The sequence below is a fragment of the Gammaproteobacteria bacterium genome (assembly GCA_040183005.1).
GTDB lineage: Bacteria > Pseudomonadota > Gammaproteobacteria.
Genome location: JAMPIW010000007.1, coordinates 1631381 through 1652808 on the forward strand (window position 1 = coordinate 1631381; position 21428 = coordinate 1652808).

Here is a 21428-nt window from a genome sequence, read left to right on the forward strand (position 1 = left end):
TTATGGCGACGCAAAAAGACAACCTGAACAGCTTCGGCACCCAGTCTACCCTCACCGTTGACGGAAAAAATTACCTCTACCACTCGCTGCCGGCGCTCGCCAAGGCTGGTCTCGGCGATAGTGCGCAGCTGCCCTTTTCGCTCAAGATCCTGCTGGAAAACCTGTTGCGCCAGGAAGACGGCGTTGCGGTCAAAAAGGCTGATATCGAGGCCCTGACACAGTGGAATCCCACGGCCGAACCTGACCGGGAAATCTTTTTCATGCCATCACGGGTGCTGCTCCAGGACTTCACTGGTGTGCCCGCCGTTGCCGATCTGGCAGCGATGCGTGCCGCGCTGCAACGCCTAGGCGGCGACCCCAGCAAGATCAACCCTTATACGCCCGCCGATCTGGTGATCGACCATTCGGTACAGGTAGACCAGTACGGCAGCTCCACGGCCTTCCAGGCCAACGCCACCCGCGAATTCGAACGCAACAGCGAGCGCTACCAGTTTCTGCGCTGGGGACAAAACGCCTTCAACAACTTCCACGTCGTGCCGCCAGACAACGGCATCGTCCATCAGATCAACCTCGAATACCTGGCTCCGGTGGCGATGGTTGCCGAGCAGGATGGCATTGCCTGGATCTATCCCGACACTGTGATCGGCACCGACTCCCACACCACCATGATCAACGGCCTGGGCGTACTGGGCTGGGGCGTGGGCGGCATCGAGGCTGAGGCGGCGTTGCTTGGTCAACCCAGCTCCATGCTCATCCCGCAAGTGGTGGGATTCAAGCTCGCCGGCAAACTGCCTGCCGGGGCCACTGCCACCGACCTGGTGCTGACTATCACCCAGGTGTTGCGCAAAAAGGGCGTGGTGGGCAAATTCGTGGAATTTTACGGCCCCGGCCTTGCCCATCTGACCCTGGCCGACCGTGCCACTATCGCCAACATGGCCCCGGAATATGGCGCGACCTGCGGCATCTTCCCGGTGGACAGTCAGACCACCGGCTATCTGCGCCTCACTGGACGGGAACATCTGATACCGCTGGTGGAGGCCTATTATCAAGCACAAGGGCTGTGGTATTCGCCGGATCAACCCGAGCCGGCCTACTCGGAAACTGTGGTGTTCGACCTGGGCTCCGTCGTTCCATGCCTGGCCGGCCCATCGCGTCCGCAAGACCGCACCCCGCTTGCTGAAGTACGCAACTCGTTCCGCAAGTTGCTTGCCAATCAGTACAAAGAAGAAGCCTCCGCCCTGCATAAAGAAGATCTCAATCACTGGCTGAATGAGGGTGGCAACCCCGTCCTTATTACCCCGGAGCTGGCGCCCACCCATCCGGACGAGGCGCTGAATGTGTTCGGTACCTGCGTGCCGGTGCGCCAGCCCGATGGCTTGGCCTACAAGCTCTGCCACGGCTCGGTGGTCATCGCCGCCATCACCAGTTGCACCAACACCTCCAATCCATCCGTGATGATCGCTGCTGCGCTGCTGGCGAAAAACGCGGTACAGCGCGGCCTGCAGGTCAAGCCTTGGGTCAAGACCAGCCTCGCGCCCGGATCAAGGGTAGTCACCGACTACCTTATCAAGTCCGGCCTTATGCCGTATTTGGAGGCATTGCGCTTCCATCTGGTGGGTTACGGCTGCACCACCTGCATCGGCAATAGCGGCCCCTTGTCCGACCACATATCGCAGGCTATTCTCGACGGCGATCTCGCGGTGGCATCGGTGCTGTCCGGCAACCGCAATTTCGAAGGGCGCGTCAATCCACTGGTACGCGCCAACTATCTTGGCTCGCCACCGCTGGTGGTAGCTTATGCCCTGGCAGGCAACATCAACATCGACCTGACGGTAGACCCCCTCGGCATCACCCCCACCGGCGAGATGGTCTACCTCAAGGACATCTGGCCGACCAACGAGGAGATTGCCGACCTGGCGCATACCCACGTGGTGTCTACCCAGTACAAGCGCACCTACTCGGACATCTTTCACGGTAATAGCGAATGGAACAGCCTGGCAGTGCCCAGTGGCCAGTTGTTTGACTGGAATAATGATTCCACTTACATCAAGGAGCCGCCTTTCTTTGACGGCATCACCACCACGCCCGCGCCACTCACCGACATCGTCCAGGCGCGCGTGCTGGCGCTGCTGGGAGATTCCGTCACCACCGACCACATATCCCCTGCCGGCTCCATAGGCAAAACCAGTCCCGCCGGGAAATACCTGATCGGCCTGGGCGTGCCCGCCACCGATTTCAATTCCTACGGCGCACGGCGCGGCAACCATGAGGTCATGGTGCGCGGCACCTTCGCCAATGTGCGCCTGAAAAACAAGCTGGTCGAAGGTGTTGAAGGCGGTGTGACACTGCACCTGCCGGGCGGCGAACAGATGTCGATCTACGACGCCTCTGTTCGCTACCAGGCCCAAGGCACGCCGCTCATCGTCATCGCCGGCAAGGAATACGGCACTGGCTCGTCGCGCGACTGGGCGGCCAAAGGACCCAAACTGCTCGGCATCCACGCCGTGATCGCCGAAAGCTTCGAGCGCATCCACCGTTCCAACCTGGTGGGCATGGGCATTCTGCCGCTGCAATTCCTGCCCGGCGAAAGTGCCCAGACGCTGGGGCTGACCGGACACGAGACCTACGACATCGCCGGCATCACCGCACTCACGCCAGGACAGAAGATCGAAGTCGTAGCAACCGCCACCGACGGCAGCATCAAGCGCTTCACCGTCCAGTCGCGCATTGATACCGCAAACGAAGTGGAATACTTCCGCCACGGCGGCATCTTGCCGTATGTGCTACGGCAGTCGGTGCGGTAAGTTGGATCTGGAGCCTTGCGCACCGCCCACGAAAGGCACGAAAGGCACGAAAAAATGGTTCGTGTTTTTCGTAGACCGCACCTTCCCACCGTAAAGGTGGCAATGTCGTTGGACGTGCGTAACATCAAATCTTCACTCGAAATACAGGGGTTCCTCAGCCACCGCCCGCAATCTTCGCCTTGCCAGGCAAAACATGCTTCGCGGACGGCGCGCCCCCTCTTACCAGACTGCCAAGGCCGGCATCTTCCAGCCGGGCATTGAGGTAAGTGCGGATAGAGGCAGGGTCTTCCAGGGCGAGTGCATGTTCAAGCATCTCCCGTGCATGGGTGCGACTGATGTTGCGTATCACCCATTTGATGCGCGGCAGGCTGGCGGCGCTCATGCTCAGGCTGTCGATACCCATGCCCAGCAACAGCAGCGCCGCCGCCGGATCACCGGCCATTTCTCCGCATACGCTGACAGGTTTGCCTTGCCGGTGCGCGCCTTCGACCACTTGCATGAGGGCGCGTAGCACAGCGGGGTGCAGCGAATCGTAGAGGTTTGCGACGCGGGCGTTGTTGCGGTCTACGGCAAGCAGATACTGGGTAAGGTCGTTGGTGCCGACCGAAAGGAAATCCACGCGCCGCGCCAGTGCTTCCGTCTGGTACACCGCAGAGGGCACCTCCACCATCGCGCCGACACGGGGCCGCACGATGGTTTCGCCTGCCTCGACCAATTCCCGGTAGGCGCGGTCCAGTAGTCTCTGCGCCTCGTCGATTTCGGTGACACCACTGATCATGGGCAACAGCACGTGCAGGTTGTTCAACCCCGAGCTGGCGCGCAACATGGCGCGCAGCTGCACGATAAAAATTTCGGGATGGTCCAAGGTAATGCGGATGCCGCGCCAACCGAGGAAGGGGTTGTCTTCGCTGATGGGAAAATACGGCAAATCCTTGTCACCGCCCACATCCAGTGTGCGCAGCGTCACTGGCCGGGGCGCGTAGGCCTCCAGCACCTGACGGTAGACCCGGCTCTGCTCCTCTTCGCTCGGAAAGCGCTGGCGGATCATGAAAGGGATTTCGGTGCGGTACAGCCCGATACCCTCCGCGCCGCTGTTGAGCGACGAGGCGACATCCGACAGCAATCCGGTATTGGCATACAGGGGAACATGGATGCCGTCCAATGTCACGGCGGGGAGGTCGCGCAATTCCGCAAGACCGGCGGCGATCTCCGCCTCTTCGCGCTCCAGGCGAGCGTATTCAACGCGCAGACTGGCAGTGGGTTTTACGTACACCCTGCCCATATGGCCATCGACGATCATTTCCTGCCCATCCATGCGCGCCACGGGCAGATCGTTCGCGCCCACTACGGCAGGGATGCCCATCGCGCGCGCGAGAATGGCGACATGCGAGGAGCTGGAGCCGCGCGCCGATATCACACCGACCAGCCGCTCATGGGGCACTTCGGCAAGCAGGGTGGCGGTAATCTCTTCACCCACCAGGATAGTCCTTGGTGGATACGGCGGTTGGCTACGCTTGCCGCTTTGCAGACATACCAGAATGCGCCGCCCCAGGTCGCGGATATCTTCGGCGCGTTCGCGGATGTAGGGGTCATCCATCTCGTCGAAGATGCGCGCGTGTTCGTTGACCGTTTCGCGCAAGGCGCCGGAAGCCCAGCTCCCGGCGCGGATGCGCTGCACCGTGTTGTCTACCAGGCTGTCGCTGCCCAGCATAAGCCGGTAGGCATCGAACAACGCGCGGTCTTCGGCTTGCAGGAGTGGGCTGAGGCGCTCGCTAAGCGTCTGGATGTCGGCCCGCACCGCTTCAACCGCCGCCATGAAGGCGGTCACTTCAGCGTCAATATTGGTGATTTTGCGATCCGGCACGGCGTCCAGATCCGCAGCGGGATAGACGACCATCGCCGTGCCTATGGCTACGCCCGGCGCGCCGGGCAGGCCATCAATGGGGCGCAGCTCGTGCGCGGCGCTACCATTCAGCCCGTCGATTCCGCCGCTCGCCTGGGCATGGGCGATAGCTCCGGAAAGCTGGGCTGCAACGGTCACCAGAAAGGCGACCTCGTCTTCCCCAAAGCGACGACGGGCAAACTGACGCACCACAAGCACGCCCAACACCCTGCGATGATGAATGATTGGCACGCCGAGAAAGGCATGATAGTACTCCTCCCCGGTCTCGGCGATGAAACGGTAACGCGGATGGCTGGTGGCGCTGTCAAGATTGAGCGGCTCGGCGGTCTCAGCGACCACGCTGATGATGCCCTCGCTCGGTGCCAGGCGCACCACGCCGATAGCGGCTGGGTTCAGCCCGTCGCTGGCCATCAGCACATAGTGCTCGGTGTCAGGGTCGGCCAGATATACCGAGCAAACCTCAACGGTCATCTCTTGCTTGACGCGCTTGACGATAATGGCGAGCGCCTGCCCCAAATTCTGGGCGGTGTTGACCTCTTGGATAATGCGGCGCAGGATGTCGAGCATGATTAATTGAGCTGTGAGCGCCTTTTAGGGGTGTGCGACTACGGGGGTGGTCAACGCCCCGCTTTGTGTTGCATGCTGCTTTCCAGTATCAGTGGACGGTACGGCTCTTTGCGCTGATTGTGCGGCTTGAGCAAAGGCGCCAGTTCACACAGGGCGCGCTGATAGACGCGGCGCTTGAATGACACAATCTCCCGCAGTGGATGCCAGTAGTTTACCCAGCGCCAGCAATCAAACTCCGGCTTGTCGCTCCGATCCAGCCTGACACAGCTCTCGTCACTGTCCAGGCGCAACATATACCATACCTGTTTCTGGCCGATGCACAACGGCTTGCAGCCATGACGGATCAGCTTGTGGGGCAGGCGGTAACGCAGCCAGCCACGGGTGTGGCCAATGATTGCGACATCGGAGGCGTGCAGCCCAACCTCCTCGTACAATTCGCGATACATCGCCTCCTCCGGGGACTCGTGCTCCCGGATGCCGCCTTGCGGGAATTGCCAAGCGTCCTGTCCGATGCGCCGTGCCCAGAACACCCGGCCGGACAGGTTGCTGACGATGATCCCTACATTGGGTCTGTAACCATCTGCATCAATCACTTGCGCGCCGCTTTAAAATAACTAACTTAACCGCATTGTTCCACAAATCCATGCTGTTCCGCAAATGCGAAATCATGGCGCTTGATGATTGTGGCGAACGTCGCTTGCCGCGAGTTTCAACCCGCGCTTTACCTGTTCGACTTTCCCCTCTATGCTTTTGTTTCACTATCCTCAAACAATTTGGAGCACCCGTTTTGAATCTTGCGATTTTTGACCTGGACAACACCCTGCTGGGCGGCGATAGCGATTACCTGTGGGGGCGATTTCTGGTGGAACAGGGCATCGTCGACAGCGAAAGCTACGAGCGTGAAAACCGGCGCTTCTATGAAGAATACAAAGTGGGCACACTGGATATCCACGAATTTTTGCGCTTTTCACTACGCCCCCTGGCGGAACACGATGTTGAAACCCTGCACACCTGGCGCGACACCTTCATGCAGGAAAAAATAGCGCCCATCATGCTCCCGGCCGCGCGTGACCTGTTGGAAAAACACCGCGCACAGGGCCACCTGCTGCTGATCATTACCGCCACCAATCGCTTTGTCACAGAACTTATCGCCGCTGCGCTGAACGTGGATCATCTTATCGCCACGGAACCAGAGATGATGAATGGACGTTATACCGGCAACGTGACAGGTGTTCCCAGCTTCCGCGAAGGCAAAGTAAAGTGCCTGGAAAACTGGTTAAAAAGCAACGGCATAAATCTGGCATCGAGCTGGTTTTACAGCGACTCGTTAAACGATCTGCCGCTGCTGGAGATGGTTACCCACCCCGTGGCGGTGGATCCGGATGACACCCTGGCCGACCACGCCCGGATGAGAGGATGGCCGATCATCAGCCTTAGATCCGTCGACAAAGCAGCATCATCCCCCCTTTGAAAAAGGTTTGGGTGCGAAAACGCCTCCTCCTGCCCAGCCTGCTCGTGGTTTCCGTGGCAAGCCTGATCCTCGCACTGGCATTCGGCAGTGTGACGATACGCTGGCAGGAGCTGTGGGCGGTGCTCAATGGCGCAGGCGGATTGAACCGCAGCTTGGTGCTGGATCTGCGCCTGCCGCGCGCGGCTTCCGCGTTTGCCACTGGCGGCCTGCTGGCGCTGGCTGGCGCGTTGATGCAAGTGCTGTTGCGCAATCCGTTGGCCGATCCTTACATTCTGGGCATCTCAGGCGGCGCGGCCGTGGGCGCACTGCTCTCCATGCTGTTGGGCGCAGGTGGCGCATGGCTCACCGGCAGCGCCTTTGGCGGCGCCCTGCTGTCCATGCTGCTGGTGTTCACGCTGGCGCATGGTCATGGCAGCTGGACTTCATCCCGCCTGCTTTTGACAGGCGTGGTCTGTGCCGCAGGCTGGGGCGCGGTGATCAGCTTTATCCTCGCCATCAGCCCCGATGCCCAGCTACGCGGCATGCTGTTCTGGTTGATGGGCGACCTCAGCCACGCCGATGACCCGTGGCCGGGACTAATGGTGCTGGCGCTGGGGGTGGTGGCATGCCTGCCCCTGGCCCGCAATCTCAATGTACTTTCACGTGGCGAGCTGCAGGCTGGTGCGTTGGGAGTGGCGGTTGCACCGTTGCGTTGGCAGATCTACCTAATCGCCTCGCTGCTCACCGCCGTGGCGGTGACGTTGGCGGGCAGCGTCGGCTTTGTCGGCCTGGTCGTACCGCACCTGCTGCGCCTGGCCATCGGCAATGACCAGCGCCTGCTGCTCCCCGCTGCGGTGCTGCTCGGCGGCAGCCTGCTGACTATCGCCGACACCCTGGCACGCACCGTGGCAGCCCCTCAGCAATTGCCGGTGGGCGTAATTACGGCGCTGCTGGGTGTGCCGGTGTTTCTCTATCTGCTCCGACGCAGCCACCGCTGATGCCTGCATTACTAACAGCCAACGACCTGACCGTCTCCATCGCGGACAAGAGTGCCTGCCGCGGATTAAATCTCGCCATCGAGCGCGGCCAGTGCTGGGGAATACTGGGGCGCAACGGTATTGGCAAGACTACTCTGCTCCATACCCTGGCCGGTCTGCGTGCACCCGATGCCGGGGTAATCTATCTGGAGGAACAGCCGCTAACCCGTCTGCCACGCCGCCATATCGCTCAATCCATCGGCGTACTCTTTCAGCATAGCGAAGACCCGTTCCCCAGCACGGTACTGGAAACCGCCCTGATTGGACGGCACCCTTATCTGAACGCGTGGGACTGGGAAAGCGAAGAAGATCAAACACTGGCGCGGCAGGCTCTCGCCGCGGTGGGCATGGACGGCATGGCGTATCGTCAGGCCGGCACACTTTCCGGCGGTGAACGGCAGCGACTCGCCATCGCCACCCTGCTCACCCAGGATCCGCAACTGCTGCTGCTAGACGAGCCCGCCAATCACCTCGACCTTCATCACCAGATCACCATCCTCGACCTGCTCGTCCGCCAAACCCGTGAGCGCGGCAAGGCACTGCTCATGATCGGCCACGACCTAAACCTGACGGCACGTTATTGCGATCACGTCCTAATGTTGTTCGGGGAGGGGGAAACCTTGCAAGGTGCGGCGTCTGAAGTGTTGACGGCAACCAATCTGGCACGGCTTTATGGACATCCCATCCGGTGTGCGGAGGTGGAAGGGAGGCGGGTTTTTGTGGCAGGGTGATGGGTTGGGTGGCGCAGTGTCACAAACATCTTGAACGTGGTGCAACAATTGCACTATTATTGCGGTATGCCCACAATCAAGCGCTTCAAAAATGGCCGTATCATGATCTATCCACGCGAGCATGGCATTCCCCATTTTCATGTCGAGTTTCTGGATGGAGACCGCTGTGGTGTGGCTATCGAAACACTTGATATTCTCAGCGGCACGATTCGCCCCATGAACAAACTCGATGAGGCGCTGGACTGGGCAGCGGAAAATCGCTCGCTCTTGTTGAAAAAGTGGAAGGAGATTACCCGATGAGTAAACCGCCTCGCGTTATCAGTGTGTCAACGGTTCCACCCGCCGTACTGCGTATCGAATGGAGCACCGGCGAAACGATGGAAACGGATATCGGCGATTGGATCGGGCGTTTCGCCATCCTCGCACCCTTAAAAAATAAAAAGTTGTTCTCGACAGCCAAAGTAGGCTATGCGGGCCATGGAGTGGAATGGACGGAAGACATCGATCTGGGCGCAGATCAGCTATACGAGCGGTGTAAGGAGCAGGTGGGCGAACTGATGCCCGTCGAGGAATTCAGGGCCTGGATGAAACGCAACGGCTTATCGCTCTCAATGGCGGCTATGGCACTTGGCCTTTCCCGCCGCATGGTGGCTTATTACCATTCAGGAACCAAACCAATACCGAAGATCGTGCGGCTGGCGTGCGCTGGATATGACCATGCCCGAGAGAAGCGGGCCGCCTGAGTTGCAGCAGCCTGCTTCTCTCAGAACCTGTTCATGATCTCAATCCGCCCTACTTAAATGACTCTTTGTTCACCGCCCTCGACCGTGCGTCTATACGGCTGACAACCCCCTTGCGCACCAGCTCGATCAACGTCTGGTCGAGGGTTTGCATGCCGATGGCCTGGCCGGTCTGGATGGCGGAGTACATCTGCGGTATCTTGTTTTCGCGGATCAGGTTGCGGATGGCAGGGGTGCCGATCATGATCTCGTGGGCCGCGACACGCCCTCCCCCCACTTTTTTCAACAATGCCTGGGAGATAACCGCGCGCAGCGATTCCGAGAGCATGGAACGCACCATGTCCTTTTCCGCTGCGGGGAACACGTCGATGATACGGTCGATGGTCTTGGCTGCGGAGTTGGTGTGCAGGGTGCCGAACACCAGGTGGCCGGTTTCCGCCGCGGTCAGCGCCAGACGGATGGTTTCCGGGTCGCGCATTTCACCGACCAGAATAATGTCAGGGTCTTCACGCAGCGCGGAACGCAGGGATTGGCTGAATCCCAAGGTGTCGCGGTGTACCTCGCGCTGGTTGACCAGGCACTTTTTGCTGGTGTGGACGAACTCGATGGGGTCTTCGATGGTGAGGATATGGCCGAATTCGTTATTGTTCTTGTAATCGACCATCGCCGCAAGGGTGGTGGATTTACCCGATCCGGTAGGCCCAGTCACCAGCACCAGGCCGCGCGGGTTGTCGGCAATTTCCTTGAACACGGCCGGGCAACCCAAATCTTCCAGCGACAGGATGGTTGAGGGAATGGTGCGGAATACACCCCCCGCGCCGCGATTATGGTTAAATACGTTAACACGGAAGCGTGCCAGATCAGGTATCTCGAAGGAGAAGTCGGTTTCGAACAGCTCTTCGAAGTCCTTGCGCTGCCGGTCATTCATGATGTCGTAAAGCATGCCCTGCACGGCCTTGTGATCCAGCGGCGGGACATTGATGCGCCGCACGTCGCCATCCACACGTATCATGGGCGGCAACCCCGCCGAGAGATGGAGATCAGAGGCCTTGTTTTTGACACTGAACGCGAGTAATTCTGCTACATCCATCTTGTATACCTCTAAAATAACGCTGATCAGGGACCGTAATGAAGATATTAGCGGCACGTTGCACGACCTTTTGAATGGGCGCGCTCAAAAACCAAGTGCAACATTTTTAGGGGATAATGTTGCATGGGAAAAAACTACGATCAATTGAGTATTGAAGAGCGGGCAATGATACAAACGCAACTGGAGATGGGGGTCAAACCTGCCGCAATTGCCAAGTCCATAACCCGGTCAGCCTCTACCGTCTCACGTGAACTTCGGCGCAATGGCTGGAGCCGCCCGAAAACGCCTCGCGGCCCTGGACGACCGGCTGTGGCGGGAGGCTATCGTGCCGAGGCAGCCCACAAACGTGCGCATGGCTGCACGATCAAGCCGCGTGTTGAGGGTCGCCTGCGACTGGGAACCACGCTGTGGGATTCAGTCATGCGCCACCTGAAAGCAGGCTACTCACCGGAGCAGATTGCTGGCACACTGGCGCTTGTGCATCCAGATACCCCTACCTTGCAGGTTTCCCATGAGACCATCTACACCGCCATCTACGCCATGCCGCGTGGCGAACTGCGCACGGAAGTGATTGGCTGGTTGCGTTTCGGCCATGCCAAGCGCCGTCCCCGTGCGCGTGGCGAAGACCGGCGCGGACGGATTCCTGACATGGTCAGCATTCATGACCGTCCGCCTGAGATTGAAGAGCGGTTGATCCCGGGCCACTGGGAGGGTGACTTCATCAAGGGCGCGCATAATCGCTCATCTGTCGGTACGCTGGTGGAACGGACCACGCTGTTCACGGTACTGGCAAAAATGGAAAATGCCACTGCTGAGGCGACGTTGACCGGCTTCAGTCATGTGCTCAACCGCATTGATGCGCAAAAGCGCCTCTCGTTGACGTACGATCAAGGCAGGGAAATGGCGGCACACCAACGGCTGACAGAAACCACAGGGGTGAAAGTATATTTTGCCGATCCACACAGCCCCTGGCAGCGCGGCATCAACGAGAATACCAATGGTCTGTTGCGGCAGTACCTGCCCAAGGGGAGTGACTTGAGTGGTTTCACGCAGGAGGAGCTGGATGCGATTGCCTGGCAACTCAATACCCGACCACGCAAGTCACTGGGCTTCAAATGCCCAGCCGAGTTGTTTACACCAGACTCTTTCGATTTCAGGCAGCATCACGCTGCGCTTTTTGCACTTGGTCATTGAAACCGCCATGCTTATGAGCAGCAATTCACCCACGGATTCGATACAGGCGCGTCTTGATGCGGTGCGGCGGCGCGTTGCCGAGGCGGAACGACGGCATGGCAGGCCGACCGGCACAGTGGCACTATTAGCAGTGAGCAAGACCTGGCCGGTGGCGGATATCCTCGCTGCTGTCGAGGCGGGCCAGACCCGCTTTGGCGAAAGCTATCTGCAAGAGGCGCTGCCAAAGATTGCGGCGCTGCCGGGCAAGGGCTTGGAGTGGCACTTCATCGGCCCGATTCAATCCAATAAAACAAAAAATATCGCGCTGCATTTTGATTGGGCGCATGGCGTTGACAGGCTGATCATTGCCGAACGGCTGAATGCGCAACGTCCGCTGCACATGGCGCCGCTGAATGTCTGCTTACAGGTCAACGTCGGCAACGAGCCGCAAAAGGCGGGGGTCAGGGCGAAAGAGTTGCCTGCTCTTGCCAGCGCCGTGGCAACACTGCCGCACCTTAAATTGCGCGGATTGATGGCTATCCCTCCTCCGGCGGATAATATTGAAGAACAGCGCCATGCGTTCCGAATTGTGCGTAAGGCGCTGGAAGGACTTAATGACAGCGGACTGGCGCTTGATACTCTGTCGATGGGCATGTCCGGCGACATGGAGGCAGCCATTGCCGAAGGCGCCACCCTGGTGCGCATCGGCAGCGCGATTTTTGGGGAACGAACCACGTAAAAGGCATTGTTTATCCTTAAAACCTCTTTTTGTCCACGAAAAACACGTTGTCACGAAATAAAACAAAAGCATGGGCGGCAAGTAACACGTGATATGCATTCGAATATTTTCGTGTTTTTTCGTGACTTTCGTGGATAACTGAGTTTTTTAGGTTTATGTATAACGGAGAGACAAAATCATGACCACGAAAAACAGCACCATCGCCTTTATCGGCGGAGGAAATATGGCGCGCAGCCTGATTGGCGGGTTGCTTGCCGATGGCTATGACGCACAAAACATCTGGGTCTCCGACCCTGACCAGGGTCAGCGTGACGAGATAAAGAAAAATTTTGCGGTGCATACCGTCGCATCAAACCAGGATGCCATCAAACACGCCGATGCCGTAATTCTCGCCGTAAAGCCGCAGGTTCTACAGACTGTAGCCGAGGGTTTGGCAAAAGCTGCGCAACACACAAAGCCGTTAATCATCTCCATTGCGGCGGGCATCCGCGAGTCTGCACTGAATGCCTGGCTGGGCGGCGATATCCCCATCGTGCGCGCCATGCCCAACACCCCGGCACTGGTAGGCAGCGGCGCCACTGCGCTGTATGCCAATGCACGGGTATCAAAGCACCAGCATGATCTGGCAGAGTCGATCATGCGCGCTGTTGGGCTGGCACTGTGGCTGGACCATGAGGCGCAGATGGATGCCGTCACGGCGCTGTCAGGGAGCGGCCCGGCCTATTTCTTCCTGATAATGGAAGCAATGGAAAATGCCGGGCGAGAACTTGGCCTGCCACCGGAAACCGCGCGGCTGTTGACCTTGCAGACCGCCTTCGGCGCGGCAAAAATGGCATTGGAAAGCACCGAAGACAGCGCCACGCTGCGCACGCGCGTCACCTCCCCCGGCGGCACCACGGAGCAGGCAATCAAGGTATTGCAAGAAGGGCAGATCAAAAATCTGTTCTCCAAGGCCCTCGCCGCCGCCCACGGGCGCTCCATTGAGATGGCTGAACTGCTGGGGAGGACTCGTGGATAATCCTTATCTATCAGCCTCCTCGGTATTCCTGGTCAAAACAGCATTTGATTTATTCATCGGCGCGGTGCTGCTGCGCTTTTTACTGCAATGGGTGCGCGCCGACTTTCGCAACCCGGTCAGCCAGTTTCTGATGAAAGTTACCAACCCGGTGTTGATCCCGTTGCGCCGCATCATCCCCGGCGTGGGCGGTATCGACATCGCATCAGTAATCGTGATTGCCGTATTGCAAGTTGTGAAAGTATTGCTGATTCACATCATCGCCGCCCAAGCTACGTCGGTCGCGGGACTGTTGGTGCTGTCCCTCGCCGACTTTATCGAACTGCTGCTCGGCCTCTACACGATCACCCTCATACTCGAAGTTATTCTAAGCTGGGTGGGGCCACAAACCCGCAACCCCCTCGCCGGACCACTGCATGCCCTCAACAATCCCCTTCTGGCACCAGTGCGCCGCGTGATTCCGGCGATAGCCGGCTTTGATTTGTCGCCCATTGTGGTGCTGATAGTATTCCAACTACTCAAGATTCTGGTAGTTGCGCCGCTGACTGATATGGGGCGCGGATTGGGTTGAAATGGTATCGCTGGGAGCGCGCAGATCTGCCAGGGCATAACGATACCCTGCTTCTGACTATCAGGGTACAACCGCGCGCCAGCAAGGATGAGATGGTCACAGGCCAGGGCGATCATTTAAAGATACGCATCGCCGCGCCTCCAGTGGATGGCAAGGCTAACGCCCATTTAATTGAATTTTTGTCTGGTGCATTCAAAGTGGCGAGATCAAACATAACGATACTGAGCGGCGAGGCAGGACGGATCAAGCGTATAAGCATCCAAGGGCCGCGCGCGCTTCCACCCTTTATCGATCCACCGCTAAAGCCTGCTGGGAAATGACCGATAACAGAGATAGTGAAAACACGGCTGGGCCTTTGGGCTGGAGAAATCAGGTGATAGTTATGTTCACAGGCAGTGAGTGAGGGGCATGGAAGAAGATCGTTTTAAACAACAAATGCGCGCCTTCGATCATTGGAAGGCCGATACCGCGCGAACCATCCAGAGCTTCATGGACTGGCTCGACAGCCAGCAACTGGGCACCCCCGAAATGGGTTTGCGCCTTTATAATGTGATTGAAACGCTGCGTTCCGACCGCTTGACCATCGCCTTCGTGGCGGAATTCTCGCGTGGCAAGACCGAGCTGATCAACGCCATTTTCTTCGCCGACTACAAGCGCCGCCTGCTGCCATCCGATGCCGGCAGAACAACAATGTGCCCCACCGAGCTGTTTTACGACACCGTGGAGGATGATGCCTATATTCGCCTGCTGCCCATTGAGACACGGCAAGAGGATGTCAGTATCGCCGACCTGAAACGTGATCTTTCGCGCTGGACCACCTTCCCCCTGAATATCAATTCTCCGGAAAGCATGGCGGAGACGCTGCAACAGGTAGTCAAGGTCAAGCACGTACCCATCGCCGAAGCGCAGCGTCTAGGGCTTTATAACGAAGACATGAATGCCAGCATGAACGCGGGCGATGTCGCCCCGGACACGGCGGAAATTCCGCAGTGGCGCCACGCACTCATTAGCTTTCCTCACCCCCTCCTCCAGCAAGGCCTGGTGATATTAGATACGCCGGGACTCAACGCCCTCGGTAACGAGCCGGAACTTACTCTGAACATGCTGCCCAGCGCCCAGGCAGTGCTGTTTGTGCTGGCGGCGGATACCGGCGTCACCCGCAGCGATCTCGATATGTGGCAAAACCACATCAAAGGCTGTCGCGGCGAAGGGAACAATGGCCTGGTGGCTGCGCTCAACAAGATTGACACCCTGTGGGATGAAATAAAAAATCCGGCAGAAGTCGACGCCACCATTGAGTCGCAGTTGCGGGAGACCGCACGCATGCTCGGCATCGATGCTGGCAATGTATTCCCCGTATCGGCGCAAAAAGCGCTGCTGGCAAAGATCCGCCAGGATCATGACCTGCTGGAACGCAGCCGACTTCCGACGCTAGAAGCATTCCTGTCCGACAATATTGTGCCCGCCAAACAATCCATTGTGCGCGACAATATCGTGGGCATAGCTGGCGCCCTGCTCGGCGATGTTCGCCACACCCTCGAATCACGGATGCACAACACCCAACAGCAAATTGATGGACTGAAGGGACTGGAAAACACCAACGCGGATGTGCTGCAACATTTAGTGCGCAAAACACGTGAAAAACAGGCCGCCTTCAACAAAAAAATGGAACACTTTCAGTCCAGCCGCCGCGTCCTGGCGCAGCAGGCAAAAATCATTATGGATGCACTCAGCCTCCCCGTCTTTGACACCATGATGGGGTCTGCGCGCAAGGAGATGGAAGGCAGCTGGAGCACGGGTGGGCTGAAAAAAGGCATGCAGACATTTTTCGACAACATGCGCGACACCATGCAGATCGTATCCAGGCAGGCCGATCAAACCTACGCCGTAATCCAAACGATTTATAACAAATTCCATGAGGACGGCGGCCCCTCCCACGTCATGCCGAAAATGTTCTCCGTGAAGAAATACTCGGAGGATTTCGAGAAGCTCTATTGGGAGGCTGAAAAATTCCGCAACAGTCCTGTAACCACCATGACGGAACAGAGCTTTGTCGTCAAAAAATTCTTCATCTCACTGGGAAGCCACGCCCGGTACATTATCTCCAAGGCCAGCCAGGAGGCTGACACCTGGCTTAAAGAAATCATGCACCCGCTGGTAAAACAGATCAACGAAAGTAAGCTGCAACTCGAACAGCAAATGGCAACCTTGAACAAGGTGAACGACTCCAAGGACAATCTGCAGGAAAAGCTCAAAGAACTCGAAATGCAAAACGCAGCACTTGAGGCACAACTTGCTACGCTGGCCGAGATGGAAAAAACAATACGCATGCCTCTCCCTGGCGAGGGTGCGCCCGCCATGCCGGAACGCCTTTCGAGCGTGGCGTGAAGAAAAAACATTCACGCCGTCAATCCACGGACACAACCACCTCCTGTCGGGCAGAAAGCAAAGCTGTCTGCCATTAATCCCAGATCGTCCATTAGCCCCAAAACCGTTTGCCCTGAGCCTGTCGAAGGGCCGTTCATGGTTCGACAAGCTCACCACGAACGGTGGTGTGCGCTCTATTTCGCCTAATGTAATTGACAATCTGGGTTAATTTCATGAATCATTACGATGTCATCTGATCGCACCTGACACCACGGTTATCCGTCATCAGCCTCAATAGCACCCGCGCATATTAGAGATTTTTCACCTCACCCACCCCGCCGCGCACATACGCGAAATACGACAAACCCGGAGCACAACGTTGCCAGTGCGTTGACTGCCATCGTCTCGCGCGCATAGCGCACGCTGCCGTCCTAAAAATATCCCAGCTTTTTGCTTGGTTTATGAATTTTGAAAAACTTGAGCCTTTATTGATATAGATCAAATACAACTTAATATAAATCTGATGTACTTATCCCAGCTAAATTAGCTGTTCCAATACCTTTCAATAACATAAAGAGAACAGCATCTTCTGTTTCCGCGATTTTTCGTCAAGTGGCGACTGTAAAAGGGGGTGGGATAGAAAAGATGATCGATAACTTAAGGTGCGGGGGCTTTGTTTCGGGCGTGAGGCCATCCCTTATCCCGGGAATTCGCCGAACATATTCATAAAGTAATGAGCGATAAAAGGAAGGGTATATGAACGCCATTAAACAAAAGACATTAGTGAGGACGACCGCCTTAAGGGCGGCGCTACACGGTGTGGAGCCGACGGCGGCGGGAAGGAAAACATCAGGACTAATACTATTAGTTCTGATTGTCATGTGTGGGGTTTTGCCAATTCAAATGGTACAGGCCGACCCCCACACTGGCATGTCAAAGAATGTGGTGATCATCGGTGGGGCGACGGCCAGTGATTCCTGCGTCGGCACAGATGCCAACAGGGTAAGGAATGGTGGGTGCTTTCCTGTTACCGGAGCCACTGGCGAGCTGGGGGATTTTACCTTCGCTGGGATGGTCTCAGCGGATGTGAGTACGGCCACTCTGGCGAACTACGACACGGCTGTGTTGAACGTCGCCAGCAATGACATGGCTTGCAACTTAAACAAGCTCACCGCAAGCCAGAAAACGGATCTGGTGAATTTCGTCAAGAGCGGCAAGAAGCTGGTCATCTTCGACAGCGAGTGCTCCACCCAGGACTACAGCTGGCTGCCGTTCCCCTTCACCACTGCCAATCCGGGCGCCCAGGGCGCGAATGGGACTCTAAACATCCTTGAGGAAAACACACTTTCGTCCAAGGACCCGGCAAATGTACATTACATCGACGCAACTTTCCTAGGAGGGAGCACGGATGCGGTGGGGGATATGAATGTAATGACTACATTTGATCCCAACTGGTGCGTAGATATGTCTGGCACCAACGCTAACCAGATCACGGGGCCGGTGCATACCTACGCCAAATATCCCGCTGGGACAGATGCGGGGCTGATCATCTATAACGGACTGGATGTTGACTACCTGAACCCTACCAGCACGAACGATGGCTCAAAGAACCTGAGGAAGATGTGGGTACAGGAGTTGCAGCAGCCATTCAACCCCTCCAATCTGCCCTGCGGTGTCACGGTGGCAGGCATAACATTAGCGCCAGTGGCCGCCACCAACCCAACCGGGGGGAACCATACCGTTACCGCCAACCTCACCGATCTGCTGGGCAAGCCGACCGTTGGCGTTTTGGTGGGATTCGAGGTTCTTGCGGGAGGAGTAAATGCGGGTGCCACTGGAACCTGCAACCCTGGAGACTGCAAGTCAGATGCGGCGGGTAACGTCAGCTTCACTTACAAGAGCAATGGTGCTGTGGGCGCTGATCAGATAAAGGCCTGTTACGTCAACGGTGGAAGTCAGAAAATATGCTCGCAGGTGGTGACAAAAGCATGGGTGGTTAGCATAGGTGTGGCATTAACACCGACGGTGTCCACCAATACAGCCGGAGGAAGCCATACCGTTACAGCAGCGCTTGCCGATCCACAGGGTAACCCGCAAGGTGGTGTGCCTGTGACATTCAAGTTTATATCGGGACCAAATGCGGAGGCTACCGGAACCTGCAACCCTGGAGACTGTAAATCAGACTCGGCAGGGAATGTCAGTTTCACCTATCAGAGTAATGGCTTTGTAGGCACTGACAAAATAGAGGTTTGCTTCACAAATGAAATAGGCCAACAAGTGTGCTCACAGGTGGCGACCAACGAGTGGAAGGAAGCTCAATCCACCGCTATTCCGCAAGACTTCACCCTTGAAGGCAAGGGCGGCGGAGGCAGCATAGGTCTGCTGGACCTGGCGCTGGGGTTAGGCTGTGCGGGGTTTGCCTTGATCAGCAGGAGACGCAGGACTGTGGTAGCTGGCCTGTTAAGCTGTCTGGTAGTTACAACCGCTGTCATCGCAACCCCGCCTGCACTGGCGGCTGTTCCCGGCTGGTACGCGGGCGCCAGCGGCGGATGGACGAAGGGCAAATTCAGCTCATCCGACCTCCAGGGGGACTTGGCGGCCAAGGGCTACAACAGCCTGGACTCAGTAAATGTTGACAACACTGACACTGGCTGGAAGCTGTTTGGCGGTTATCAGTTCAACCCGTTCATTGCCGCCGAGGCCAGCTATGTTGACCTGGGGGATATCACCTCCACGGTCAAGGGGAAGACCGATCCGGCCAACATTCCCCAGCCATTGCTAAATGATGCCGCCGACGTGCACGGCTATCTGGCCAAGGGCTGGACACTGGCGGGCGTTGGCATATGGCCGGTAAAACCGACAGTGTCCTTGTTTGCCAAGGCGGGGCTGTTTGCCTGGACGGCAGATGTCGATATCAAAGAAGTATCGAGCGGGTTGAGCACCTCACGCGGCGCGAATGGCACCAATGGCATGTTTGGCGTGGGTGCGCGGTTCATGCCTCATCCCAAGTGGGAGTTGCGTGCCGAGTATGAGCGCTATCAGGTGAGCAGCGATTGGGCCAATTTCTTCTCGCTCGGCGCAGCCTATCACTTCTGATCGTTTGCATCTGCTGCAGGAGGAGAAAACCGGGCCACCATGCCCGGTTTTCTTTTGCGCACACGGTTGAGCCACGCCGCCATCCCCATACAAATCAATGCCGCCATATCAAACGCGCCGCCTCCTCCAGCAGTCTCCGAGGCGGCCAAATTAACCGTATCGGAAGCCGCCGGACTGATGTTGCCGGTGGCATCCCTCAGCCAGGCGTAAACGGTTTTGTTGCCGCCTCCAGCGCTCAAGGTATAGGGAAGGCTCGCCTGATAACTGGTGGCAATGGGTGTCGGGGTGAAATCGGCATCAGAGGGCGGGGTGGGATGTTCGGTGAGGTAGTAGCCGCTTACGCCCACATCACTGCTGCCGTTCAGAGATACGGTGACATTTCTTGAAGATACCTCGGTTGCCCCTTGGTTGATGTTTATCGAGACCTGGGCCAGGGAAGCGCTGCCAGTGATGGGCAGGCTGCTCACCAGCGCATAGGCCTGATCGCCCTGCACTTTAATGCCTTTGACCTTCACATGCCAGGCGCCGGCCATCGGAGTATCGACCTCGACCTGCTCTATGTTATCCACCCGGTTGGGGCCGCTGGCGATGGCCGGGGCGGCAGGATTTGCGAGGCCTGCGAGACTATAGGGATAGTAGGTCACGCCATTGGGTGCGATGAGTTCAAGATCGAGATCATTGACCAGCGCCTTGGTGGCGTCCGGCGTGCCGGGAAGATCAGTCCATGCGATAGTGACCTTCAGCTTGGGCGTCGCTTCCGGCACCGCGAGGGGGAGCACCTGTTCCGTGCCCTCCGCCACGCTGCCGGTATCCATGCGCCGCCCGTCGCCAACACCGGCGCTGACGATGCCTGTAGCGGCCTGGGCATCCAGTAGCCCCCACCCGTAGGCATAGTCAGGCCCTTTGTTGCCCAGATCCTTGGCGGTGTGGGTGAGCAGGGCTTTGACCATGTGCGGAGAGGGTGTCTCACCCTTGGCTTTGGCGCGATAGCGCTCAATGATCAGAGCAACGGCCCCACTCACGGTGGGCGTGGACATCGACGTGCCGCTCAAACGGGTGTAACCGTTGTTCAGATACGTGGAGTACAGGCCCACGCCATCGGCGACGATATCGGGTTTGATTCGACCATCGTCGGTGGGGCCCCATGAGCTGAAAGTAGTCATACCCCCGGCCTGATCCACAGCGCCGACGGTGATGATATTCTTGGCGACACCCACCAGCCCGATGCTGTCATAGTCACCGTCCGGCGCGTGCTCATCAGTATGCAGGGTGGATGAGTCGCCGATGTGGTAATGGGGCGCATTACCAGCGCCGGTATCGCTGCGGTCGTTACCCGCCGATTTGACGACAATCAGGGCATGATCGGCGACAAGCTGATCCCACAGGCGCGTAACATAGCCATAGGCGCCAAAATCCGGCTCTTTGGTGTTGCTCGGGCCGCCGTACCACACCCACTTACCGCCACCATAGCGGTTGTATTGCCAGCCGGCAGCGTAATTCCACGAGTGATTGCTCAGCGCCATCCCCTTCGATGCTTGCGCCTCAACCTGCTGCCCAAGCGTGTCGCCATAATAGTCATGGGACAGCAGGGAGGCGCCTGGCGCCATGCCTCGCGCCATGGGAGAGGCGAGGCCTGAGCCGATCAGGGTACCTGCAACGTGAGTAGCATGACCGGAGACGGTGCTTCCTTCGGCCATGGTGACGCGGCCCGCCAAATCGGGATGGGATGCCTGCGCCGCCCCTTCATCCCAGGCGCCAATCACCACGCCACTGCCTGAGAGGTTATAGGGCGCCGTCCAGAGGCGATCCACCTTGGAGGCCGCTGCCGCCTCGACATTACTGGGAATTTTATCCGGCTCCTCGTTCACCGTATAACGCAGAGGAGAACCGGTATATCCCAGGCTCCATGATATGCTTTCAATGCTGTCGTGAGACAAACATGCGCCCAATAGCACGAATAGCGTGATAATCACCGCTGGGCGTGTTTGTCTGTATTCAGAATGAGTGGGGGGTTTGTCGACCATGACAACAGAAGCGCCTATCCAAGGGACACATGCTTCTGTTATCGGCTGAAGAGAAGGGATTCTTTAGCTAATGACCGTCTGACTTACAACGTTAAGATACAAGGGGCACGCCAACATGGCT

17 protein-coding genes are annotated in these 21428 nt (G+C 57.8%); 13 read left to right on the plus strand and 4 right to left on the minus strand.

Annotation, left to right across the window (positions count from 1 at the left end; translation table 11 throughout):
- The first annotated feature begins 2 nt into the window (after window positions 1-2).
- Window positions 3-2804 (plus strand): aconitate hydratase AcnA, encoded by a 2802-nt coding sequence (gene acnA / locus M3A44_13655; protein MEQ6342653.1) that lies wholly within the window; start codon window positions 3-5, stop codon window positions 2802-2804.
- A gap of 154 nt (window positions 2805-2958) precedes the next feature.
- On the opposite strand, the gene ptsP is transcribed toward acnA, so the two are convergent.
- Both ptsP and M3A44_13665 read right to left on the minus strand, forming a co-directional pair.
- Window positions 2959-5274, minus strand: coding sequence for a phosphoenolpyruvate--protein phosphotransferase (gene ptsP, locus M3A44_13660; protein ID MEQ6342654.1), 2316 nt, complete (start codon window positions 5272-5274; stop codon window positions 2959-2961).
- A 50-nt stretch (window positions 5275-5324) separates the two neighbouring features.
- Window positions 5325-5867 (minus strand): RNA pyrophosphohydrolase, encoded by a 543-nt coding sequence (locus M3A44_13665; protein ID MEQ6342655.1) that lies wholly within the window; start codon window positions 5865-5867, stop codon window positions 5325-5327.
- Window positions 5868-6061: 194 nt separating this feature from the next.
- Here M3A44_13665 and M3A44_13670 point away from each other — a divergent pair, with 194 nt between their 5' ends.
- The 5 genes from M3A44_13670 (at window position 6062) to M3A44_13690 (ending at window position 9235) form a co-directional block, all read left to right on the plus strand.
- Window positions 6062-6745 carry an HAD-IB family hydrolase gene (locus M3A44_13670; GenBank protein ID MEQ6342656.1) on the plus strand — a complete coding sequence of 228 codons (684 nt, stop codon included), beginning with the start codon at window positions 6062-6064 and terminating at the stop codon, window positions 6743-6745.
- 11 nt (window positions 6746-6756) lie between these two features.
- The gene (locus tag M3A44_13675; GenBank protein MEQ6342657.1) at window positions 6757-7722 is read left to right on the plus strand and encodes an iron ABC transporter permease; all 966 of its coding nucleotides are present in this window, start codon (window positions 6757-6759) and stop codon (window positions 7720-7722) included.
- Complete coding sequence (locus M3A44_13680; GenBank protein ID MEQ6342658.1) at window positions 7722-8492, plus strand: ABC transporter ATP-binding protein; 771 nt, start codon at window positions 7722-7724, stop codon at window positions 8490-8492. Before M3A44_13675 ends, M3A44_13680 begins: the two co-directional genes overlap by 1 nt.
- A gap of 66 nt (window positions 8493-8558) precedes the next feature.
- On the plus strand, window positions 8559-8792 hold the full coding sequence (locus tag M3A44_13685; GenBank protein MEQ6342659.1) for a DUF4160 domain-containing protein: 234 nt from the start codon (window positions 8559-8561) through the stop codon (window positions 8790-8792).
- Window positions 8789-9235 carry a DUF2442 domain-containing protein gene (locus M3A44_13690; GenBank protein ID MEQ6342660.1) on the plus strand — a complete coding sequence of 149 codons (447 nt, stop codon included), beginning with the start codon at window positions 8789-8791 and terminating at the stop codon, window positions 9233-9235. Before M3A44_13685 ends, M3A44_13690 begins: the two co-directional genes overlap by 4 nt.
- Before the next feature lie 49 nt (window positions 9236-9284).
- Here the strand turns inward: M3A44_13690 and M3A44_13695 are convergent, their stop codons facing one another.
- A complete protein-coding gene (locus M3A44_13695) occupies window positions 9285-10322 on the minus strand; it encodes a type IV pilus twitching motility protein PilT (GenBank protein MEQ6342661.1) in 1038 nt (345 codons plus the stop codon).
- Between the two features lie 123 nt (window positions 10323-10445).
- Between M3A44_13695 and M3A44_13700 the strand changes: the two genes are divergently transcribed.
- The 7 genes from M3A44_13700 (at window position 10446) to M3A44_13730 (ending at window position 19283) form a co-directional block, all read left to right on the plus strand.
- Window positions 10446-11516: an IS30 family transposase gene (locus tag M3A44_13700; GenBank protein MEQ6342662.1), complete on the plus strand. Its 1071-nt coding sequence runs from the start codon at window positions 10446-10448 to the stop codon at window positions 11514-11516.
- A 13-nt stretch (window positions 11517-11529) separates the two neighbouring features.
- A complete protein-coding gene (locus M3A44_13705) occupies window positions 11530-12234 on the plus strand; it encodes a YggS family pyridoxal phosphate-dependent enzyme (GenBank protein MEQ6342663.1) in 705 nt (234 codons plus the stop codon).
- A gap of 178 nt (window positions 12235-12412) precedes the next feature.
- Entirely contained in the window at window positions 12413-13252 is an 840-nt protein-coding gene (gene proC / locus M3A44_13710) for a pyrroline-5-carboxylate reductase (GenBank protein MEQ6342664.1), read from the plus strand.
- Complete coding sequence (locus M3A44_13715; GenBank protein MEQ6342665.1) at window positions 13245-13820, plus strand: YggT family protein; 576 nt, start codon at window positions 13245-13247, stop codon at window positions 13818-13820. The genes proC and M3A44_13715 overlap by 8 nt, the downstream gene beginning before the upstream one ends.
- A complete protein-coding gene (locus M3A44_13720; GenBank protein ID MEQ6342666.1) occupies window positions 13817-14140 on the plus strand; it encodes a DUF167 family protein in 324 nt (107 codons plus the stop codon). The genes M3A44_13715 and M3A44_13720 overlap by 4 nt, the downstream gene beginning before the upstream one ends.
- A gap of 88 nt (window positions 14141-14228) precedes the next feature.
- Complete coding sequence (locus tag M3A44_13725) at window positions 14229-16208, plus strand: dynamin family protein (GenBank protein MEQ6342667.1); 1980 nt, start codon at window positions 14229-14231, stop codon at window positions 16206-16208.
- A gap of 870 nt (window positions 16209-17078) precedes the next feature.
- A complete protein-coding gene (locus tag M3A44_13730) occupies window positions 17079-19283 on the plus strand; it encodes an outer membrane beta-barrel protein (GenBank protein ID MEQ6342668.1) in 2205 nt (734 codons plus the stop codon).
- Here M3A44_13730 and M3A44_13735 read toward each other — a convergent pair.
- Window positions 19274-21307: a S8 family serine peptidase gene (locus M3A44_13735; protein MEQ6342669.1), complete on the minus strand. Its 2034-nt coding sequence runs from the start codon at window positions 21305-21307 to the stop codon at window positions 19274-19276. The two genes, M3A44_13730 and M3A44_13735, sit on opposite strands and share 10 nt — an antisense overlap.
- Window positions 21308-21428: the final 121 nt, after the last annotated feature.